Source organism: Klebsiella sp. CN_Kp073, assembly GCF_040065495.2.
Taxonomy (GTDB): Bacteria; Pseudomonadota; Gammaproteobacteria; order Enterobacterales; family Enterobacteriaceae; genus Klebsiella; species Klebsiella aerogenes.
Map to the genome: position 1 here is coordinate 3,891,683 of NZ_CM198051.1, position 21,008 is coordinate 3,912,690.

Genomic DNA, 21,008 nt, shown 5'->3' on the forward strand with positions numbered 1-21,008 from the left:
CTGATTCGTACGAGATAAATCCTAAAGATAAAGTGAAATAACTACAAACATCAGACAAATGATATTTTGACCTTTTTCCATTAACATATAAACATGACATGTTGATATCAAAAAAAGATAAACACCCCCTACTTACAAAGAGTTAGATAGACACTTCGGTGTTGAAATTGTGTTACCAGGCAGGAAAATAACGCTTATTTCAGGTAACAATCAGAGTGCTCATGAGATACATAAATTTAACCTCATCATACTCAAAACCATGAGCATGATGAGGGTTTACTTATTCTGAAGCGAGGAAATTATCGAGATACGGTACTACGCGGGTGACGGAGGTCTGGAATACTCCGTTTTCAATCCAGTACAAGGTGTTTTCGCCAGGGCGTAAATTAAACGCCGTCAGGTAGGCATCGGCAGCTTCGCGGTTCTGCCCTTTCATCTCATAGACTTTACCGAGCAGCACATAATTCATCCACGACATTTCTAAATCAATGCCCGTGTTGATAGCGCTGTACGCTTCATCTATTTTCCCTTTGCCTAACATATCTACCGTTTTTATCTGGTAGAAGATCGCCATATCTTTAATGCCGGGCATTTCACCTACTTTCCCAACCTCGGCATACAGCGTCGCTAATTGTTTTTCATCCAACGGCTGCTGCGAATGACGTAATACATCCACCAGCGCTTTTTCGGCGTAAGCATAAATAAAGTCCGGCGATTGTTTAATGACGTCATCAAGTATATCGCTGGCTTTACCGAGTGAATCGACATCGCCTTTCATTAATAGCTGATGGGCCTGATAAAGACGGGTTAACGAAGGGCTTTGCGCGGGTTGATACTGTTTCAGCATCGCTTTCATGCGATCCGGCCACGGCTGCATTAGCGCGGTTGATAGACTATCCAGCAGGTCATTCTGGATGGTGAGCTGGTTATCCATGGTAATAAAGTAGCGTTTATCGAGCATCGTCGAGCCGTCGGCGTTATCGACCAGTTTCACCGACATAAAGCACTGCTGGGCGCGATAGTGGCGCTGATTAACGAATTCGATGGTCAACGTTTTACCCGAACTGCTGGGTTCGTTGATGTTGTAGTTGGTTTTATCATGGACCATAAAGGTCGAGAAGGTATTGAGCGAAGTAGTAATCAGGCTGCCCAGCCCAACGGCATAAGCATGCTGCGACGCCCAGTTGTTGCATGAACTGCCGTTTACCAGGTGTATGTCGATATCGCGCGGGTTTAGCAGCAGGCGAGTTTTGGTTTCCGGCGGCCGCGATTCTATCGACGACAAGGCGACTAACGCGACGCAACTGCCCAACGCCAGCAGAAACAGCGTCCACACCCAGAAGGTGGTGATCCGTTTACGTTTTTCCGGCACTGCCGGCGCCGCTGGCGCGACAGATGGAGAAGAGATAGTCGGTGGCGACGTTTCAGGAACGGAGACAGGGGCCGCTGGCGGTACGACCGGCGCCAACTCTTCGCCCTCTTCCGTACACCAAATTACCGGGACCGTTAGCTTGTAACCGCGTTTTGGCACCGTCGCAATATATTCCATGCTGCCGTCATCGCCGTCTTTCAGCGATTTACGCAATTCGGAAATACTCTGGGTGACGACATGGCTGGTCACCACGTTGCGCGTCCAGACGTTATCGATAAGCTCGTCCCGGCTGAGTACCTCGCCAGGATGTTGAGCAAAGTAGACCAGAAGATCGATTAAACGCGGTTCGAGAGTAAGCTGACGTCCGTTCCGGCTAATTTGGTTTACAGAAGGAGTAACGAGCCATTCCCCAACGCGAACAACAGGTTGTTGCATAAAAAAAACCCCAGGACGAAAAGGGAAAGGCGCGATAATACCACATTTCGCCTACCTAATTATGCGGGTGGTCAATACCCCACACGTTTGGCATAAGCTACTCCCTTTATATACAAATCAGTTAACAGTCTATGAACATCGTTGTCATTTAATCCAAAATAGCCAGGGTCTATGCTGCGTCCATCAAGTCGTTAAGGAGACGCATTATGTTATTCGACCACTATTCCTTGCAGGCCCTGCCGTTAAACAACCGTATCGTGATGCCGCCGATGACGCGTTCCCGCGCCGGGGCCGGCGATGTCGCTACCGAACAGATGGCGGAGTATTACGCCCAACGCGCCAGCGCCGGTTTAATTATCAGCGAAGGCACGCAGATTAGCCAACAGGGACAGGGTTATGCCTGGACGCCGGGCATCTATAATGAAGCGCAGATCGCCGGCTGGAAAAAAGTCACCGCTGCGGTACACCAGGCGGGAGGCAAAATTTTTGCCCAGCTCTGGCACGTAGGGCGTGTCTCCCACACCGTCCTGCAGCCGGGTAATGCCGCACCGGTTTCCTCATCTGCTATTCAGGCTGAAGGGGTGAAGGTCTTTGTCGATGTCGAAGGCCGCGGTCCGGAAAATGGCGTCGGTGAAATGGTGCAGCACTCAATGCCGCGCGCCCTGACTCGCGCAGAGATCCCGGCGATTATCGAACAATATGCGCAGGCCGCGCGCAACGCTATTGCCGCCGGCTTCGATGGCGTTGAGCTCCACGGTGCAAATGGCTATCTGATTAATCAGTTTATTGATTCTCGAGAAAACCAGCGCACCGATGAGTATGGCGGTTCGTTAACCAATCGCCTGCGTTTCCTGAAAGAAGTGGCGCAGGCCGTTGCCGATGCGATTGGTAAAGAGAAACTGGGTATCCGCCTGGCGCCGCTGACCACCTTAATGGGGTCGAAAGACGATACGCCGGAAGCCACTTATCTGGCGGCGGCCAGCGTCCTTAATGATATCGGCATCGCCTATATTCATATCGCCGAAGCCGACTGGGATGATGCGCCGGTGATGCCCGCCGCCTTTAAAGAAGCGCTGCGTCAGGTGTTCCGCGGCACGATGATTTATTCAGGGAAATACACCGTAGAACGTGCCGAAGAGGCGCTGGCCAAAGGCTGGGCCGACCTGATTGGTTTTGGCCGTCCGTTTATCGCCAACCCGGATCTGCCCTATCGCCTGCAGCACAACCTGCCGCTGAACCAGCCAATCAGAGAGCAGTTTTTCGGCGGTGGTAAAGAGGGCTAGCTCGACTATCCCACCGTCGATGCGAAGTAAACGGAGCAAATCGCTTCCTGGAACTTAAATAAAAAACCCGGCAGCGCTGTGGCGTGCCGGGTTAAAAATAAGACTCTCGACGTTTATGTATAATTAATCAATGTGATTAATTATTTATACACTTCCGCCGTTGCTTCAAAGTTCGGCCCGTGTTCGCGCGCCGCGGTAATAATATAATATTTACCGCCCTTCTCATCTGCCAGCTTAGAAAGCTGATCGTGAAGATCAGAAGGTGAAGAGAATTGCCCGCCAGACGGTCCCACAGAAATACTGCCCACGTGAGTCAGTTTGAAATGCGAGGCTTCTTCTTTAGTAATTAATTGCGCTGCCGAGGCGCCAAAGGCAACTGCTGAAAGAGCTAAAGCGACTAATACCTTTTTCATCCTACATTCTCCTTGGATTAGAGCCTTAATTGAGGCTCTTTCAGTATAGACACAAGATTAATAAGCGCGCTATTTATCAGATTATTTTTTTACCATCTGCCACGCTTAGTAACGCGACGGTACCCCTTCCGGACGGGTCTTAAAACGACGGTGCAGCCACATGTACTGTTCCGGCGCCATCAGGATACATTGCTCAATAATTTTGTTCATCCATCTGGCGGTGGTTTCCGGAGAATCCAGCGGCGGTGTCGCCTCAGGCTGCAGCGCAATCAGCTCATACCCGGCGCCGTTGGGCTTTCTTCGCGGAACAAAGGGAACGATAGTGGCTTTTGACATTCTCGCCAGCATCCAGGTGCCGGTGGTGGTCGCAGCATTATCAACATTGAAAAAGGGAACAAATACGCTGCTGGCGCGACCATAATCATGATCCGGAGCGTACCAGAGGATTTCTCCCTCTTTCAGTGACTTAACCATACCTTTCAAGTTTTTACGATCCAGCATCGTCTTGTTAGAACGCAGTCGTCCCCAGGTTTGCAGCCAGTCGATCAGCGGATTATCGTTTGGCCGGTAAACGCCAATCCCCGGCGTGAACATGCCAAACATCCGCGCGCCGAGTTCCAGGGTCAGAAAGTGAATGCCAATCAGCAAAATACCCTGCTTCTGTTCCTGTAGTTCAACAACTTCATTGACGCCGCTGGTCTCGGTCCAGCGCTCAACGCGATGGGTCGGCCAGAACCATGCCATGCCGGTTTCCATCAACCCCATGCCCAGAGATTCAAAATTCTTAACCAACATTTCATGACGCTGCGCCGGGCTGAGGTGAGGAAAGCAGAGCTCAAGATTGCGCTGCGCAATACGTACCCTTCCGCGCAAAAAATGCATAGATAAACGCCCCAGACCATGGCCCAGACGATAGATCAGCGGATAAGGAAGTTGTACCACCAGCCACAATAAGCCAATGCCCAGCCATGCCGGCCAGTAACGCGGGTGTAATAATGAAAGAGAGAATTTGGGTAAATGCGACATCTGACTATTGCTCTTCAGGATCCTTGATTTACATGCCTGCGGGAGGCCTCAGTCCGAATTTGCGGATAAGGTACCCGATCCACAACATTTAGTTTTTTCCTATTCGTGCGGTAATACGCATTCAAGCGTAGACTATAACCTGTACGCTGCCCTGGTATTAAACCAACTGTGTAACAAATTTATTATTAATTTTTTCGTACAGTGGCACGCAAGCTAAAGTTTGCGTTATTCATCTTCAACAATAAATAAATAGCCTCCGAAGAAACGTCCCCGAAGGCTAAATATCGTTATGAACGAATGAAGGCCAGCAGATCGGCGTTAATCACATCCGCATGTGACGTGTGCATGCCATGCGGTAAGCCCGGATAAATTTTAAGCTCGCTATTCGCTAGCAGTTTATCCTGCAGAATGGCGGCATTTTTATAAGGAACGACCTGGTCGTCGTCACCCTGCATTACCAACACCGGCACCGTAATCGCTTTCAGATCTTCTGTCTGGTCGGTTTCAGAGAAGGCCTTAATCCCTTCATAATGGGCTTTCGCGCTACCGGTCATCCCCTGACGCCACCAGTTCTGGATGGTGCCTTGCGAAACCTCTGCGCCATCGCGGTTAAAACCGTAGAACGGTCCACTGGCAACATCGAGATAGAACTGTGAGCGATTAGCAGCAAGCGCCTTGCGGAAACCGTCAAACACTTCGATGGGCGTACCGCCTGGGTTATTGTCGGTTTTCACCATTAACGGCGGTACGGAACTGATTAATACCGCTTTGGCTACCCTGCCCTGCGGCTGGCCATATTTAGCCACATAGCGCGCGACCTGACCGCCGCCGGTTGAATGACCAACGTGAACAGCGTTATGCAAATCCAGACTTTCGACCACAGCAGAAGCATCGGCCGCATAGTGATCCATATCATGGCCTTCGCTTACCTGGTCGGAACGCCCATGGCCACGGCGGTCGATAGCGATGACGCGAAACCCTTGCGCGAGGAAAAACAGCATCTGGTTATCCCAGTCATCAGCGCTTAACGGCCAGCCATGGTGGAACACAATAGGCTGAGCCTCTTTCGGACCCCAGTCTTTAAAATAAATATTAACGCCATCTTTAGTTGTTACGAATGCCATATCACGAACTCCTCTATTGAAAATATGACAACTTCTCATTAACATTCAATTGGTTACATTCAGCGCTGATATGATGTTTTCCCTTTGTTTGCGAAAAACCTCAATGGCAACGGTGCCACAAAGTGTAGAAGATGATGGCTCATTTAGCTCATCCCTCAGCAATTTAATATCATCGCAGAAGCTAAAATACGCCTTGTGCCGTTGAGAGTTAGCTCATATTACCTATTGATTAAATATGCCTTTTCGATATCTTTTATTTTATAGATAAATATCAGCGCGTTATGCCAAAAATAAATAATTAAAATATTTTTATCTTATACTTACGCTCTTCTGTAAATTTCTCTCAAATAGATTTCTTCAGATTATTCTCCGAGAAAAAAGAATAAACCAAATGATCCACGTGCTCATTTTTAAACCGAAGCGGTTGTTCCTCACTGACCTAATCCACGCAGAATGTTCGCCGTTAATTGTGAGCCAGGCAACGTCCTGAGCGATGCCCTTCTGTCAATGCTGTACAAACCACAGAAAACCGCCATACTCAGGCGCAAAGCCTGTGATTTTCAAGGGGTAAAATTTGCCTGTAGCAATCCCGGATAGCAAAACGAATAAGAAAGGAATGACTGCGATGCACTACAAATTGGTTAAGCAACTCAAAGATGATAATACATTAAGAAAAAGCTTTATTGATTTAGCCATCAAAACGTTCGATCTATCCTTTGACGCCTGGTATCAGCAAGGGTACTGGAGTGAATCCTATATCCCCTACGCTTTCGTTGATAAGAATAAAGTTATCGCCAACGCCTCCGCGAATATTATTGATCTGGTCTGGCAAGGCCAACCTCGACGCTATATTCAAATAGGTACGGTAATGACCAACATTGATTACCGTAATAAAGGGCTTGCCGGACAGTTGATACAACATATCCTTGATGACTGGCGTGACAAAGCGGATGCTTTTTTCCTGTTTGCCAACTCCACCACCGTCGATTTCTACCCCAAATTTGGCTTTACGCGGACCGACGAATATCAATATGTTGCGCCCGTTTCGCCGACTCCCGGCGACTTCCGTAAACTGGATATGGATAGTGCGCAGGATATTGCCCTGCTTAAGCACTACTACCAGAAATCCAACCCCTTTTCACAGCTACGAGTGGAGAATAACTTCGGTCTGCTGATGTTTTACTGTTCGGCGTTTATGAAGCATTTTGTGTACTACTCGGAGAAAAACCAGGCTGTCGCCATTGCGATGCAAAGCGCCCATGAGCTGATCTGCTTTGATATTTTTTGCGATGCCGGACAATCCATGGCGACCATTATCAATGAACTCGCCCAGCCGCAATCGCAGCAGGCGGTGCTTGGTTTTACGCCGAAGGAAGCGCGCCTTGGCGAGTACGAAAAAATAGACGGCGACGATATGTTGTTTATCTATTCCAACAAAGAGAACATCTTCCACGACAACAAATTGATGTTCCCGCTGCTGGCGCACGCCTGATGCCGGGCCGCAGGTCATCTATTTAACCTGCGGCTGGTCGGCGTTGTTTCTTCCTGGAAAACAAAATAAACAGTACAATCGATTGTTGTTTTTTTGTTAAATCCAGGAGAAGCGCCACTTGCCCCTTTTTGACCTGCAGGATCTCTACGCCTTTTTAGCCCTCAGCGAGCACGGCAGCTTTCGCTACGCCGCCGAGGCGATTTGCATTTCGCAATCGGCGTTAAGCAGGCGAATTGAAAAGCTGGAAACCGCTTTGGGGGTGAGATTGTTTGACAGAACCACTCGCCGGGTGACGCTCACGCAAACCGGGAGAGCCTTTGCCCCAAAGGCTCAGCATCTGCTTTCCGAATTTGAAGATGCTCTGGACGGTATTAGCGACCGCGCCGCTTTCGGCAACGGAATGGTGACGGTTGCCTGTGTCCCCTCTGCCGCCAACTTTTTTATGCCGCAGGTTATCACCCAATTCCGTCAACGTTTTCCTAAGGCGCGGATCAAGGTCATTGATACCAGCGCCGGAAATGTTTATAGCGCCGTGCAGAATCACCAGGCGGACTTCGGCCTGAGTTTTCTCTCCGAAATCGCGTCCGAGGTGGTGTTTACGCCGCTGGTTCATGAACGCTACCTGGCGGTTTGCCGACGCGACGATCCGCTGGCACAACGTCATAGCCTCAGCTGGCAGGAGTTTTTTAATCGGGATTACATCTGGCTCGATAAGATCTCCGGCAATCGTCATCTGCTGGATGGTGCCCTGAGCAACGTAGGGCCGCGACGCACTGCGGTTTGTGAAACCCGCCATGTCACAACGATGCTGGGCATGGTGGATGCCGGCCTTGGTATCGCGGCAATACCGGCGATGGCGCTACCGGCCTATGCGCACCACGCGTTAGTGAGTATTCCGCTAGTGGAACCTGAAGTGAAAAGGCAGGTGGGACTGATAAAAAAAGCGGGCAGAGCGTTACCCCCTCTGGCCGCCGAGCTCGAAAAAGCCATTACCGATTTTTACCATCCCACCGCGTGATTAGCCCTCTTCCGGTAATTCACAGGCGTTAGAGGGTAAAGGATCCATGCCTGTACGACGAATTTCCGCCTGCGCCGGGACTGAAGCCAGATAGCACAGCAGTTGCTTCGCCTGGGACTGCGCGGATGAATCGGCAACCACGGCGCCCGCGAAGCGAGTAACGTATTGCACTTCATCCGGCAGACGACCAACGAACGTCACGCCGCTGACCGGCAACAACTCGCTAACCTGCTGAAACCCTATCGCATAGTCCCCTTTCGCTACCAGCGAAGCAACGGGGATTTTTTCGATCATTTTTGCTTTGGAGCTTGCCTGCGCGGCAATATCCAGTTTTCTGAACAGCTCCTTTTCAACATAGCGCCCGCTGGCGCTATCCGAATAGGCGATGGATTTCGCCTGCAGCAATGTCTGTTTCAACGCGGCGACGCTACTGATATCCGGCACCGGGGCGCCCTTTGGCACAACGGCGCCAATTCGTGAGTCCGCCAGTTCAATACGCGACCCCGGCATCACTTTGCCCTGCTTCTGCAAATCATCCAGGGCGTATCCCACCATAATCACCACATCCGCCTTTTGCCCTGCCGCCAGGCGGTTCGGTATCGCCTCCGCGGATTTCCCCATCGAGGGCCCATGAATGATATGCAAGGTATTGCCGCTTTTTTGCTGATAGTCGGGCGCCAGTTTATCCAACGCCGCGGAGAAGCCGCCGGAGATCATCACCGTGATCTCCTGCGCGGCGGCAACTTGCGCATAGCCGCAGGTAAATACCAGTAACGAGAAAACCCATGATTTACGATGCATATTCACCTCTTAACCCAATGAATTTTGCGTTTTCAATGCCTGCCGGGAAACGCGTTGATAGAGATACAGCGTCGCTAATAGCGCGCAGATTGCCGCAAAACTCATCCAGTAGCCGGGCGCCGCCTTATCCCCGGTAACTTTAATTAACGCGGTGGACATCGCCGGCGTGAAACCGCCAAACAGCGCGGTAGCCAGGCTGTAAGCCAGAGAAAAACCAGCAACCCTGACCGACTTAGGCATAATTTCCGTCAGCGCCGGGATCATCGCGCCGTTATAGATGCCGTAAATGAAGGAGAGCCACAGCAGCACGGACAACATCATGGCGAAGTCCGGCATGCGGGCCAGCAACGATAACGCAGGCCAACTGGTGAAAATAGCCAGCAGCGTCATGCTGACCAATACCGGTTTACGACCAAACCTATCGGAAAGCATGCCGCCGATAGGCAGCCAGATGAAATTAGAGATCGCCACCAACAGCGTGACCAGCAGGCTATCCGAGGCGCTTAATAACAGCACGTTTTTGCCAAAGGTTGGCGCGTAGACCGTGATCAAATAGAACGCGGTAGTGGTCATCGCCACCATTAACATCCCCGCAATCACCACCCGCCAGTTTGCCAGCAGAATCGTCAGCGATTGTCCCAGGGTCGGATGTTCCTTACGCTCCGTATACTCCGCGGTTTCATTCAGGTTGCGGCGTAAAAAGAAGATAAAAGGCACGATCAGGCAGCCAATCGCGAACGGAATACGCCATCCCCACTGATGCAGACTCGACTCGCTGAGCAGCATATTGAGCAGATAGCCCAGTGAAGCAGCCACCATAATGGACACCTGCTGACTGGCGGATTGCCAACTGGTATAAAACCCTTTACGTCCCGGCGTCGCCATTTCAGCGAGGTAAACCGAGACGCCGCCCAGTTCCGCACCGGCAGAAAAGCCCTGCAACAGTCGGCCGCACAGCACCAGCGCCGGCGCCCACAAACCGATAGTCTGATAACCTGGCACCAGCACGATCAGGATGGTCCCCATCGCCATAATCGACAGCGTGCCGATTAAACCTTTACGTCTGCCGACCTTGTCAATCCAGGCGCCTAACACCACCGCGCCAACGGGCCGCATCAAGAACCCGGCGCCGAAAACGGCGAAGGTCATCATTAATGAGGCGAATTCATTTTCGGAAGGAAAAAAAGTATGGGCGATATAGGTGGCGTAAAAACCAAATAAAAAGAAGTCAAACTGCTCAAGAAAATTCCCTGAGGTCACCTGCAGGATCACTTTGGCCCTGGCGCGAAATACTGAAGTTGCGGCAGTTGCGGACATCACACTCTCCCTGATTAACTGAATAGTTAACTCTCATTAACATTTAGGTAACCGTAAGAGTGCGGGAAGTTATAGCCAGGAATAAGCGCATTTTACGCATCTATTGATGCGTCTGACACATTAATAAAGCCTGCGAGTTAAGCGACATCAACAATGACGGGGCGACGGGTCTCCCCCTCCGCCCCGCCTCTATACGCTGATAGTGTGAACTCCGCTGCATTTCCCCCCAAGGCAATCCGGGCTTGAGGGGGAGTTTTAACGAAGATCGCGTACGGCGACGTGATCCATATCGTCGAAGACCTGGTTCTCGCCGACCATCCCCCAGATGAAGGTATAAGCGCGGGTACCCACCCCTGAGTGAATCGACCAGCTTGGCGAAATCACCGCCTGCTCGTTATGCATCACAATATGACGGGTCTCCTGCGGCTGCCCCATCATGTGGAAGACGCAGGCGTCCTCATCCATGTTGAAATAGAAATAGACCTCCATCCGCCGCTCATGGGTATGGCAAGGCATGGTGTTCCACAGGTTGCCCGGCGCCAGTTCGGTCAGGCCCATGCTGAGCTGACAGGTTTCCAGTACATCCGGCACGAAATACTTATTGATGGTGCGGCGGTTGCTGGTCAGGTTGTCACCCAACGTCACCGGCGCTACATCGGCAGGGGTGACTTTTTTCGTCGGATAAGTGGTATGCGCCGGGGCGCAGTTGTAGTAAAACTTCGCCGGTTTTGCATGGTCGACGCTGGTAAATACCACCTCTTTCGCCCCCTTACCGACGTACAGCGCCTCACGGTGGCCGATTTCATAGCATTGGCCATCAACGGTAATACAGCCCGGGCCGCCGATATTAATCACCCCTAACTCACGGCGTTCGAGGAAATAGCTTACCCCGAGCTGTTTGCCGACTTCGCCGCCCACCGACACGCCGCGCTGCACCGGCATGACGCCGCCAACAATAATGCGGTCAATATGGCTGTACACCATGGTGTATTCGTCAGCCACAAACACTTTTTCAACTAAAAATTCATTACGCAGCCCCTGGGTATCCAGAGTTTTCGCATGCGCGCTGTGGATACTTTGTCTTACGTCCACGTTAGCCTCCAGGCTGATACTTGAATGATAAAGCCCTCCTGCGGAGGGCAGAGATTAATGACAAACCTCATGCAATCATTGAGCTTGCAAATTGCACCAGGCAAATAACAAGGAAAATCAATTTATTGATTTTCGGCTGATAACCACAAAGAAGGAAAAACCACGCTTTTTCCTTCTTTGTCAGCAGCCTGAGCCCTGCTGCGGAGGGCGAGAATAAATTAGTGATTCGCCGATGGCGCCACGCTGGCGCCAGGCGCTTTCACCACCTGCGCATTGCCAAAACGTCTGGCGTACAGGGCGGTAATAATGGGCACTAAAATCGCGGTGACGATGACGCTTGCCGCGACCAGCGCCGTCGCCGAAGCGGCCACCGGTTCAAAGGCCGGATTAATCTGCGCGATAATCACCGGGTTCGCGACCGCCGCGCCCGCTGCGGAAGAGGCCGCGACGCCAGCCGTCCCGTTGCCGCCGCCGATAACCCGGTCAGCAATAATCAGTGGGATACCGGTAATGATGATGACCGCCACGCCAAGCACGATTCCCAGCAGTCCGGTATCCAGAATCACGCTCAGGTTGATAGTGTTGCCCAGCGCAAAACCAAAGAACGGAATCAGCACCGGGGTGGCTTTGCTAAAGAAAGCCCGGAAGTCGTGGTCGAGGTTGCCTAAGGCAAAGCCCACCAGGAATGGCAGCACCGCGCCGATAAAATGGTGCGGCTCGAAGGAAGCCAGCCCGGCGGAGCCAAGGATCACCATGGTCATCAGCGGCCCGGACTCCAGCGACATCAGCACAAACGCGCCGGACTCTTCTTTACTGCCGTACTGATTCATCAGGCTGGCATACAGACCGCCGTTGGTCATATCCATTGCCGAGACAATAGCCAGCACCGACAGTCCGGCAAAGAAACCGGTCTGGACGCCATTTTCCGGAATGACCATCGCGGCGATAAAGGCCACAATCCAGGCGACAGCAATTTTGGTGATCACTAACGTGCCGGACTTACGTAATACGGTACCGGTGGCGCGCAAATCGATCGATGCGCCGATACAGAAAAACCACACCGCCAGGATTGGCACCGTCCCACCAATCATGCCTTTAGTGAATGAACCAAAGTAATTACCGGTATCCGGCGCCAGGGTATTAAGCACCGCGCCAAGCAGCAATGGGACCAGCATCATGCCGCCAGGGATACGTTCAATGGTTGCTTTGATTTTCATGTTTTATCCTCATCTCCACCCCACCTGAACGGCAAGGATGTGACTTATTCTTTCAATAGCGTTTGAAAAAATTCTTTCTGTTCATTGCATTACGAACAGATGAGAAAAGTCAGGAGTCTCAGGGTTGTGCGCACCACACTGATACCATGCCGTTATCATTGATCATGTGAAATAATGATTCAACGAAAACAAAACAGTGTTTTAGTTACCGTCATCACATATCAAAAAGAAATCGAACGAAGGATCGTTTATTGAAAACAAAAGGGAGGTGTAGCCACGACGTTGCGGCAATCAAGGGCGGGATGAAATGTTAGATAGATGTTTTAGTGAATTCGGTGACATGCGCCGGGCAAAGCAAGACACGACGGTCTTCGCTTTGCCCGGCCAGGAAAAGTGCGTGGATCAACTACCGCGGTAGGTTGAGTAGCCAAACTGGCTCAACAACAGCGGGATATGTAGCTTTTGGTTCTGTTCGGTTACGCTGAAAATAACCGGAATGACGGGAAAGAAGGTGCTCATATTATGACTTTTAAAGTAGTCACCGGTTTTGAAGGTCACTTTATACACCCCAGGTTCCATATTATCGGCCTGCGGATAGAGCGACTTGATACGGCCATCGGCATCCGTTTTACCGCTGGCGATATGCTGCCAGCCGCTGCCCTGCTGCTTATCGAGCTCAATCTGCACCCCTTGAGAAGGCAGACCGGTCTGCTGATTGAGAATATGTACGCTTAGTGTCCCTTCCGGCGCCGCAAGCGCGCTGAAGCTCAACAATGAAATAACGGAAGCGATAATTAACTTCATGAGCGATGACCTTATTAAGCAAGTGAATGTGTCATCACTATAGTCAGCGCGCTGGGAAATAAAATTAAACTTTTCGTTATTAATTAACGGGTAATAGCCGCGCGGATCTACGCCAAAGTCTTGTGTTGGATGGAGGAATAGAACGTAAGAGAAGCGATAATGGCACCCCTACAGGATTCGATATAAACACATAATAATATGATTTAATTATATTATGTAGGTTACAAAAACCATACATACCCCCAAATATACCCCCACATTTCTTTTTGCCGTTCTTGTTAGACTAAAATTCAACCATTCGCCATCAGTTCTAATGGCATTCAGTCATTCGAGCACAATAGCGATTGGCACATTCAATCAAGCAGTGACCATAGAGGCAAAAAATGGACAGACATCTCACCCCGGCATCTTTAATCGACATGGCCTACATGACCAATGACTCCGGTTTTACTGCGAAATATTTCTATGAGCAAATCAAGTTGGGTAAGCTGCCACCACCGATAAAATTTGGCCGCTCTTCACGTTGGCTACTAGGTGACTACATGCAGTGGAGAAATTCACATCAACGAATTTATCTATAATACATGTAAAATGTGTTGGTTCGGTTGGTTCAGTTGCCTCAAAACGTAAAGACCATTGTTTTTTTTACATATTTTTCAAAAAACTGAACCAACACAACACGGTTTTGAACCAACAAAAGAGACCGTGAACCAACAAATGATTCAGAGAATCTAACTTCAACCTTTTGGTGGGATAAGTGGACCACTGATTACCTCTACTTCACCGTTATGGCAGAGATCATCTCCTCTCGTTAGAAACCATACCCCGGGTACCATTCGACCAGTTTCCAAATCTTCGAAAATTTCATTATAAAAATACGCCACCTGAATAGATCCGGCGTGTTGTATCCAGTAATAACCATCGTTCATATCATCCTCCGTATGCATGAGTTCCAGTATAGATATGAATACATATCAATGGTGTTACGGTGATTAAGCAAATATTGAGGCTACTATGCTGAGAGGCTATAAAGGCCCTATGCGGTACAATTCTATTTTGTCGGCTGTCGTTTTGCCTGCCCTTCTATCCATCGGTTAATGGCTTCAAGATTGTACATACACTCACTATTTTCTTTGGGAATGCCATCTGGGGCGATATGCAGATACTCACGGCCTACCAGCCATGATTGAGAGCGGGCCCTCTCTATCGTGCCAGAACGGAGCCCCGTTACTATTTTAAGCACGGATTCAGTCACCCATTTATTTGGTTGTAATTGGAAATTCAAAACATCTGTCATCATTACTCCTGTGTAGCTATTATGTTCATGTATTTCCCCGCATGGATACTTCTGATATCAACAGGGTTCACCGGTTACCGCTGCTGGTTACCAGCTCCAGATATCGCCGTTCAGGTGGATACCTCGCGTTTAGATGCCATGCCATTACCCATCTGCAGTCGCTCATCCTGGATCTTCTGTTTCACTGCGTACCTGGTTGCGTACCTCTGATAATGTGGTCAGCAGATGGCTTCCGATATCGTCGGTGGATTTATTTTGTTTGCCCGTAATCTTCGACACAAAATCACTACACATCCCCCAGTACGCTGACTCCAATACCAGCAGCTGCTTACGCTTTGTCTGGAACGTTGTTTGCCGCATCCCTTTTGGCTTGGGAAACCAGCATGAGCTTTCAAACAGGTCATTGATGTAAGGCGCATCGCCCCAGATATCGGCACGCCGCTTTCTAATCATCTCCCGCATTCTGTCCATCTTACCCTCACTCTGGCTAGCGTAGTGAAGGCCAAAACATTTACGGCATCCGATATCTTCATCCGACCAGTACAGCTTTCCCTTCCGGCGCTGACAGTGCGGACAGACAAACCACCAGCGCAGCCCATTAAACTGTGTAGCTGTCGGAGTGATGCTCACCATCCTGTCAGAGCCACGCTTCAAAACGACGCGATACTGATAGTGATTGCCTCCAGATTCAACAGGGTGGAACTCAATAGGTCGGCCTCTGGAGCTTATCCAGCGCCACCCAGTATCAGTGAGGGTCAGTAGCCTCTTAAGCTCCCTCCCGCCGAGGTGAGGCAGATCATGCGTGTAGTGACGAAATGATGGCCTTCCCCATAGGTTCATTCTGTTCTCCTGAGAAAATGAATATCCGAAATCATATGAGTTTTGTGACCTCTGGTCGTAGATAATCGACGCGACTCTCCGCATAGTGACCCCGCCAAAATCCTCGTTGCGAGGTGATGTCCGAAAAACTTGTCAGCCCCCGCAATGACCCCTAAATAACCTTCACCCTATTGATGAAAGAGCCTCGCGTAGTGATCACCGAAAAACCTTCCCTTGGTGTGTTGGGCGCAAAGCTTCAATCTCTTCACGTAATGACATCAGATAAATCTTCACGTACGCGCGCATGGTCGCGTACTTGTCGCAAAACTCTGCACTGCAAAGCTTGCTAGCCGGGCTTACTAAAGATTCTTTAGCAAGGCGATGGTTTTCAATTGCGAGAAGCTGGATACCGTTGCATGCTGATGGTGAGTTTTTATTCGTGATTAAATTGAGGGATAAATGAAAAAGATAGCTCTGGTTCTTCCCCTTTTTCTGGCAGCATGCGCGCAATCAACCCAAATCAACCGCAGTGATGGCAAGAAACAATATCTCATTGAGTGCGGAGCAGGTTCTGCCTGGTCTGTCTGCTATGAGGAAGCTAACAACGTTTGCCCGTCAGGGTATAATGATGTGTCCAAATCATCCGGGTTCAACCGTAAAGAAATGACGGTTGAATGCAAATAGCCTTCCTTGGCCCTTGCAACTACGATAGCCAACCCGTCAGGCTGGCTATTCCCCTTCAATATCATCTTTCATACCGCTGAGAGTTGCGACAATTCCGGCCTTTGTCAGTTGCATGAATGCCTCAGATCCCACAGCATCCCGGATCGCTTTCATGGCAATCTTATTAGCGGAAAATCGCTTCTCAGCTGCTGCTATCGCTGCCGGTGATGCTCCCGCGTTTACTGCCTTTGCGGCTTCCTGAATCGCCTTCTCGATGGCATACCGTCCACTTCGCGTTGCGCCAATCTTCGCTACAGAATTCCTCAGCGCGCCACCAGCGACAAGGCCACTAATTGAGCCCAACACACCACCGCCAAAACCGCCCGCAATTGCGCCAGACTGCTGAATGCCATTCATAATCACGCCGACAATTTTCGGAAGCCCGGTATCAAGCGTTTTGAGGGCTTCTGTCGTTCTGCCTGTGCGCTCTATGTATCGTTGCGGTCTGGTTCCGGCTTTAGCGAGAACGCCAAACTCCTTCATGATTTTCCCCAGATCTGGTGCATGGCGACTGATGGCTTTTACATTCTGCGGAGTCATGATTTTGGCAAAATACTGGAGGCCTGCGCCTTCACCGATGCCACCCTTCTCTCCCTGCGCCGCAGCATGTTGGAGAATAGAAGCTATTGCTGGCTGGCGCTCTGCTTCCGGCAGTGAGGATATAAGACGATGGAATGCCCCAGGCCCGCTATCTGCAGAAGCCTTAAGCATATCGACGCCTTTTCTGACCATTGCGTCTGACGCCAAATCCCGACCAAAAACAGACTCAGCATTTTGTTTGGCGGTAATGTATCCCTTCGAGAGATCGTTAGCTTTCTGCCACTCAGGGAGGAAATTGCCTTTTTCAGCCATGGTGCGCATATCATCAGTGATAGCGCGACGCATCTCCCCGGCTGTCCTGGCGGCATTGGCCTTACCGGCGCGAATGTTTGCCTGTTCAGCATCAGCAAACTTAGCGCGCCATGCCTTCATCCCGTCAAAGGTTATGCCGTCACTTTGGCCGTTAGCTGCCTGAAACTGCTTCATTTCTGGGCTCAGTGGTACCCCAGCCGATTTCTCAGACTGAACAACAGCCATTCCATTACTCATTTTCATTCTGTCGCGCGGCATCGTGCTGCGCAGATCCGCCCATGCCGTATTCTCGGCGGTTTTCATGTCGGCCAAACTCGCACTGATACGATCTTTAATCGCTGCGCTCTTTTCCGATGCGCTACCAGATTCAGCACCGAAATCAGAAAGCTGCTTGTTCAGCTTTGAAGAGATTTCATTAAAGGCTGTCAGATGCGCATCCTGAACGTGACCCGGCGTAGAGGCGAGAACACCTTCGGCTTGAGCAATGCCACGACTACCTGAGCGCATGCCCGGTGTCAGGGCGTCGACATTTACGCCTGTGCTTTCCGCAGCTCTCGCAACATCATCACTGACGCTTGATGCCAGGGATGCGATATTTTCACGACCGGCAGCAGAACGCGCCGCTTTTGATACATCATTGGCGGTTTCCAGACCATTCACTGCTCCACCAGCAGGCCCTGCAGGGTTTGCGTTACCGCGTATTAAATCACGCGCCGCCCCGGTGGCCGCTTGGCCGCCCTTTATCAAAGCACGAGCTCCCAGCGACCCAGCCAGACCAATACCAGTCTCTTTTGCTAAGTCCTCCGGGCTGATCTGTCCGTTCTTTTGGGCATTCACCAATGTGCCCGGCAGGTTTTCCGCCAACATACCAGCTACCTGAGTGGCCGCACGCTCAGCGCGCGGAGCATTGGCGACAGAAGCTGCCGCGGCGGCTGTCCTTTCCGCGCCCACCCCTGGAATGAAGTAAGGGGCCAGTTGTTCACCAGCCTGCGCGTATGGGTCTGTGGGACGATCAACGGGGCGAGATACTGGTGACATCGGGTTATAAGTGCCATCCCCCATGCCGAGCTGCTGGCCTGCCCATGCCCCTGCTGACTGAGCCGCGTTGACTACACCAACCCCGGCGTCCATTACATCAAACGGGATATTGGCAATCCCCCTCACTGCCTGTTCTGGCGCTGCTTTCAGACTAGGAGAAAGATACTCCATCTCAGGGTTAAGGTTTGACTTGGCTACCTGCTGTTGCGGTTCACCGGCACCCTCATTGGCAAGAAACTGGGCTCGTTTCTGTTCCCACGAGCTGGCGGTTGGCTGCCCTGCCTCCTGATTCTTAAACTGCTGTCGTTTTGCATCCCATGCAGAGGTATCACCCACCTGTGAAATTGCCTTATCGAGGTCTGCGTAGTCTGGCTGCTGAGTGGGTCGACGCTGCCCAAACTGGGCATACTGCAGGATTTCGCTATCACTAGGGATAATCCCTGCATCTGCAAATTTACTGACGTAATCCGCTGTTTCCGCTGGCAGTGTAGCTTTGCCATTCCTGACCGCATTAACGCGTCCATTGCCGGAATTGTATCCGGCCAACGCCATACCGATATCACCAAAGCGCTTCATCCCTTTGTTGAGGTGATTTGCAGCTATGTCCATTTGCTTTTCAAAGGGCAGTGAACGGGGATCCGTCCCACGATAACCCGCATCACTCATTGCCGACGGCATCAGTTGAGCGTACCCTCTGGCACCTTTCGGTGACTCTGCGCCACCGTTACCACTGGATTCATTGCCCACTAACGTTTCCATCGTGCCGAATGGGAACCCGTATTTTTCATCGAGGCGGCGGGAATAGGCTGTCTGTCTTTCTGTCATCTGCGCCATCACATTCCTCCCTTAAGCTTTGCCTGATAGTAACTTTCCGGCAGGTAGCCATGTGCGGTCACATAATCCTTAACCAGTGAGGGATCCTGCAGCAGCATTTTGGTATCTGTCTCCTCATCCTGCGATTTGGTTACAGGGATGCCGAGCCCGGCAATTTGACGCTTCTGCATCCGAACGATGGTATTTTGGGCTTTGTTCAACTCACGTAAAAACGCATCGTTGCTGGTGGCGGACTTGATACCGTTTTGAGACTGCATAAGCGCCGCCCTCTCTCCCTCAGTTGGGTTCCCGCCAAATGTACCTTTAAGGCTCGGCAGAATAACTTTGAGGTTGTATTCATCAGCTTTGGCGCGCAGGCTTCGCGTATCCTCAGCCATGTCAGGTAGGAATCCAAGCCCACCAGTCAGCGGGTTGTAATTTTGCGAGCGGGTGACCGCCGTTGGATGCTGTCCGACAATACCCGCCAGCTCATGGCCCACCCCAAGCGCAGAGTTCAGGGAGTCGATATTGCCTGCGACAGTATTAATTTTATCGCTCTGCTTCTCCATTTTCGCCTGCTGTACCTTGCCAAGCTCAACGTTCAACTTGTCACGCTCGATATCATTTTGAGCACGACCAAGCCGCGCTTTCAGAGCCATTTCCCGGGTACGCAGTTGGTTATCAGACTGGGCTTTGAACTGTTCAAGATCGAGCCGTCGATCGCCCTGCTCCGCATTAACCTGAGCGTTATAGGCTGAGGTGTTTGCGTTCTGCTGCGCAATGCCCTGCCCCTGCTGTTTATCCTGAACGTTAAAGTAACTATTCGGATCAGCGTGAAGGTGAATCAGGTCAGTAGTTCTGTCGAATCCCTGCGGGTCGTTCTGCCAGGACTGATAAACCTCTTCCGCAGGCAGGCCAAATCGCTGTAATACTGGGCTCGCCTGCTGAATGGCTTTCTGCATGACCAGCGGGTCCCCATTCTGCGATGCAAGCCGGAGGTTCATCGCGGCGTCAGCGGTCTGCCGATTCTGCTCAGCATCGATAAACCCCATCTGCTTTTGAGAGTCAGCCATAAACTGTGGGTATTGAGCCATTAATTTCTGCACACCAGCGCGATCATTATTGGCTACCATTCTTCCCAATTGCGTCTGATATTCCTTGAGCTGTTGAGCTGCCAGAGCTTGCTGATTTATTTGAGCCACCCCAAGCAATCCCTGTAACCCCATTACCCCTACATTCGGCTGCTGTTGATACTGTATAGGCTGAGGAACATCAGCACCTGGAGCATTTGTATTTTGCGGGGCCAAGCTCTGAAGCCCACCAAGTTGCCATGTAGACATTAGTAGCTCATCCCTCCAAGCAGGCCAACCAGACCACCACCAATAGCACCAGCAGCAGTTCCGATGACAGGGACAACACTACCTAATGCCGCTCCTGTCATTGCTCCGGTAGCAGCGCCACTTATTCCACGGGACAGGGAGGATGGTTGCTGCGCTTGCCCAGCTCGAATAGACCCAAGCCCCTGTAAAAGTTGCCCTGTATTGTTTGCGAAGTTCTGACCAGCTGTAGCCTGTCCTGATGCCGCATTCATACCTACATTGAGCAGATTCCCGTAATTTTGCATTTGCCCACCCAGCCAACTGTTAAATAGCTGTGGGCCAATCGCACTTAGCTGGTTCGCCGTTGCTGTTGAACCCAGACCGCCAGTTGCTTCTGCCGCATTCAGATTCTGATAGCGGGCCTGATCAGCCTGAGTTTTATATAATTCCGACCCAAAGAAGTCGTTCGCTGCCTTGTTCTGTCCGTCCAAAGTCATTAACCCCTGAAGCTGCTGTAATGCAGGCAAGCCAACATCGGCATACGGCTTAAGGTTATTCATCACCGTATTCCACTGGTCTCGTTGCAAATCAATTGCCTGCTGCTGAGCCTTCGCTTGGGCGCCAGCGCCACCATCGCCGCCTTTTGCGTATACAGCACGGTTAAGATGTTTATTAGCTATCTGAAAAATTAACATTCACTGAATCCCTTATATTGATGGAGTATTAACTGACACAGCTTTACGCCAACTGGTT

Annotated in this window: 19 protein-coding genes; 4 read left to right on the forward strand and 15 right to left on the reverse strand. The window is 50.9% G+C overall.

The window, feature by feature from the left end; all coding sequences use genetic code 11:
- Positions 1-280 precede the first annotated feature (280 nt).
- Positions 281-1,807, reverse strand: coding sequence for a lysine decarboxylation/transport transcriptional activator CadC (gene cadC, locus ABLV66_RS18860; protein WP_047049462.1), 1,527 nt, complete (start codon positions 1,805-1,807; stop codon positions 281-283).
- Positions 1,808-2,013: 206 nt separating this feature from the next.
- On the opposite strand from cadC, the gene ABLV66_RS18865 reads away from it, so the two are divergent.
- On the forward strand, positions 2,014-3,090 hold the full coding sequence (locus ABLV66_RS18865) for an alkene reductase (RefSeq protein ID WP_348876521.1): 1,077 nt from the start codon (positions 2,014-2,016) through the stop codon (positions 3,088-3,090).
- A gap of 140 nt (positions 3,091-3,230) precedes the next feature.
- Here the strand turns inward: ABLV66_RS18865 and ABLV66_RS18870 are convergent, their stop codons facing one another.
- The 3 genes from ABLV66_RS18870 to ABLV66_RS18880 all read right to left on the reverse strand — a co-directional run bounded on the left by ABLV66_RS18870 (position 3,231) and on the right by ABLV66_RS18880 (position 5,653).
- The gene (locus ABLV66_RS18870; protein WP_015367862.1) at positions 3,231-3,503 is read right to left on the reverse strand and encodes a YdgH/BhsA/McbA family protein; all 273 of its coding nucleotides are present in this window, start codon (positions 3,501-3,503) and stop codon (positions 3,231-3,233) included.
- Positions 3,504-3,608: 105 nt separating this feature from the next.
- Entirely contained in the window at positions 3,609-4,529 is a 921-nt protein-coding gene (locus ABLV66_RS18875; RefSeq protein ID WP_032712783.1) for a Kdo(2)-lipid IV(A) acyltransferase, read from the reverse strand.
- A gap of 287 nt (positions 4,530-4,816) precedes the next feature.
- The gene (locus ABLV66_RS18880) at positions 4,817-5,653 is read right to left on the reverse strand and encodes an alpha/beta fold hydrolase (protein WP_045393439.1); all 837 of its coding nucleotides are present in this window, start codon (positions 5,651-5,653) and stop codon (positions 4,817-4,819) included.
- Between the two features lie 625 nt (positions 5,654-6,278).
- On the opposite strand from ABLV66_RS18880, the gene ABLV66_RS18885 reads away from it, so the two are divergent.
- On the forward strand, positions 6,279-7,145 hold the full coding sequence (locus ABLV66_RS18885; RefSeq protein ID WP_045393442.1) for a GNAT family N-acetyltransferase: 867 nt from the start codon (positions 6,279-6,281) through the stop codon (positions 7,143-7,145).
- 118 nt (positions 7,146-7,263) lie between these two features.
- A complete protein-coding gene (locus ABLV66_RS18890) occupies positions 7,264-8,163 on the forward strand; it encodes a LysR family transcriptional regulator (protein ID WP_045393445.1) in 900 nt (299 codons plus the stop codon).
- On the opposite strand, the gene ABLV66_RS18895 is transcribed toward ABLV66_RS18890, so the two are convergent.
- The 8 genes from ABLV66_RS18895 to ABLV66_RS18930 form a co-directional block, all read right to left on the reverse strand.
- Positions 8,164-8,964, reverse strand: coding sequence for a substrate-binding domain-containing protein (locus ABLV66_RS18895; RefSeq protein WP_348876523.1), 801 nt, complete (start codon positions 8,962-8,964; stop codon positions 8,164-8,166).
- Between the two features lie 9 nt (positions 8,965-8,973).
- Positions 8,974-10,281, reverse strand: a complete 1,308-nt coding sequence (locus tag ABLV66_RS18900; protein WP_047049470.1) for an MFS transporter — start codon at positions 10,279-10,281, stop codon at positions 8,974-8,976.
- 255 nt (positions 10,282-10,536) lie between these two features.
- The gene (gene kduI / locus ABLV66_RS18905) at positions 10,537-11,373 is read right to left on the reverse strand and encodes a 5-dehydro-4-deoxy-D-glucuronate isomerase (RefSeq protein WP_045393454.1); all 837 of its coding nucleotides are present in this window, start codon (positions 11,371-11,373) and stop codon (positions 10,537-10,539) included.
- 218 nt (positions 11,374-11,591) lie between these two features.
- A complete protein-coding gene (gene kdgT / locus ABLV66_RS18910) occupies positions 11,592-12,590 on the reverse strand; it encodes a 2-keto-3-deoxygluconate transporter (RefSeq protein WP_045393457.1) in 999 nt (332 codons plus the stop codon).
- Positions 12,591-12,992: 402 nt separating this feature from the next.
- On the reverse strand, positions 12,993-13,394 hold the full coding sequence (gene uraH, locus ABLV66_RS18915; RefSeq protein ID WP_047049475.1) for a hydroxyisourate hydrolase: 402 nt from the start codon (positions 13,392-13,394) through the stop codon (positions 12,993-12,995).
- Positions 13,395-14,131: 737 nt separating this feature from the next.
- Complete coding sequence (locus ABLV66_RS18920) at positions 14,132-14,323, reverse strand: hypothetical protein (protein ID WP_227592464.1); 192 nt, start codon at positions 14,321-14,323, stop codon at positions 14,132-14,134.
- 122 nt (positions 14,324-14,445) lie between these two features.
- A complete protein-coding gene (xisR, locus tag ABLV66_RS18925) occupies positions 14,446-14,691 on the reverse strand; it encodes an excisionase family protein (RefSeq protein ID WP_196092800.1) in 246 nt (81 codons plus the stop codon).
- 162 nt (positions 14,692-14,853) lie between these two features.
- Positions 14,854-15,531, reverse strand: a complete 678-nt coding sequence (locus ABLV66_RS18930; RefSeq protein ID WP_196092797.1) for a hypothetical protein — start codon at positions 15,529-15,531, stop codon at positions 14,854-14,856.
- Between the two features lie 438 nt (positions 15,532-15,969).
- Here ABLV66_RS18930 and ABLV66_RS18935 point away from each other — a divergent pair, with 438 nt between their 5' ends.
- Complete coding sequence (locus tag ABLV66_RS18935) at positions 15,970-16,194, forward strand: hypothetical protein (protein ID WP_196092796.1); 225 nt, start codon at positions 15,970-15,972, stop codon at positions 16,192-16,194.
- 45 nt (positions 16,195-16,239) lie between these two features.
- Here the strand turns inward: ABLV66_RS18935 and ABLV66_RS18940 are convergent, their stop codons facing one another.
- The 3 genes from ABLV66_RS18940 to ABLV66_RS18950 are packed head-to-tail and all read right to left on the reverse strand — an operon-like array spanning position 16,240 to position 20,950.
- Complete coding sequence (locus ABLV66_RS18940; RefSeq protein ID WP_348876524.1) at positions 16,240-18,960, reverse strand: lytic transglycosylase domain-containing protein; 2,721 nt, start codon at positions 18,958-18,960, stop codon at positions 16,240-16,242.
- On the reverse strand, positions 18,957-20,276 hold the full coding sequence (locus ABLV66_RS18945) for a phage DNA ejection protein (RefSeq protein WP_196092794.1): 1,320 nt from the start codon (positions 20,274-20,276) through the stop codon (positions 18,957-18,959). The genes ABLV66_RS18940 and ABLV66_RS18945 overlap by 4 nt, the downstream gene beginning before the upstream one ends.
- The gene (locus ABLV66_RS18950) at positions 20,276-20,950 is read right to left on the reverse strand and encodes a P22-gp17 family phage DNA ejection protein (protein ID WP_196092793.1); all 675 of its coding nucleotides are present in this window, start codon (positions 20,948-20,950) and stop codon (positions 20,276-20,278) included. Before ABLV66_RS18950 ends, ABLV66_RS18945 begins: the two co-directional genes overlap by 1 nt.
- Between the last annotated feature and the right edge of the window lie 58 nt (positions 20,951-21,008).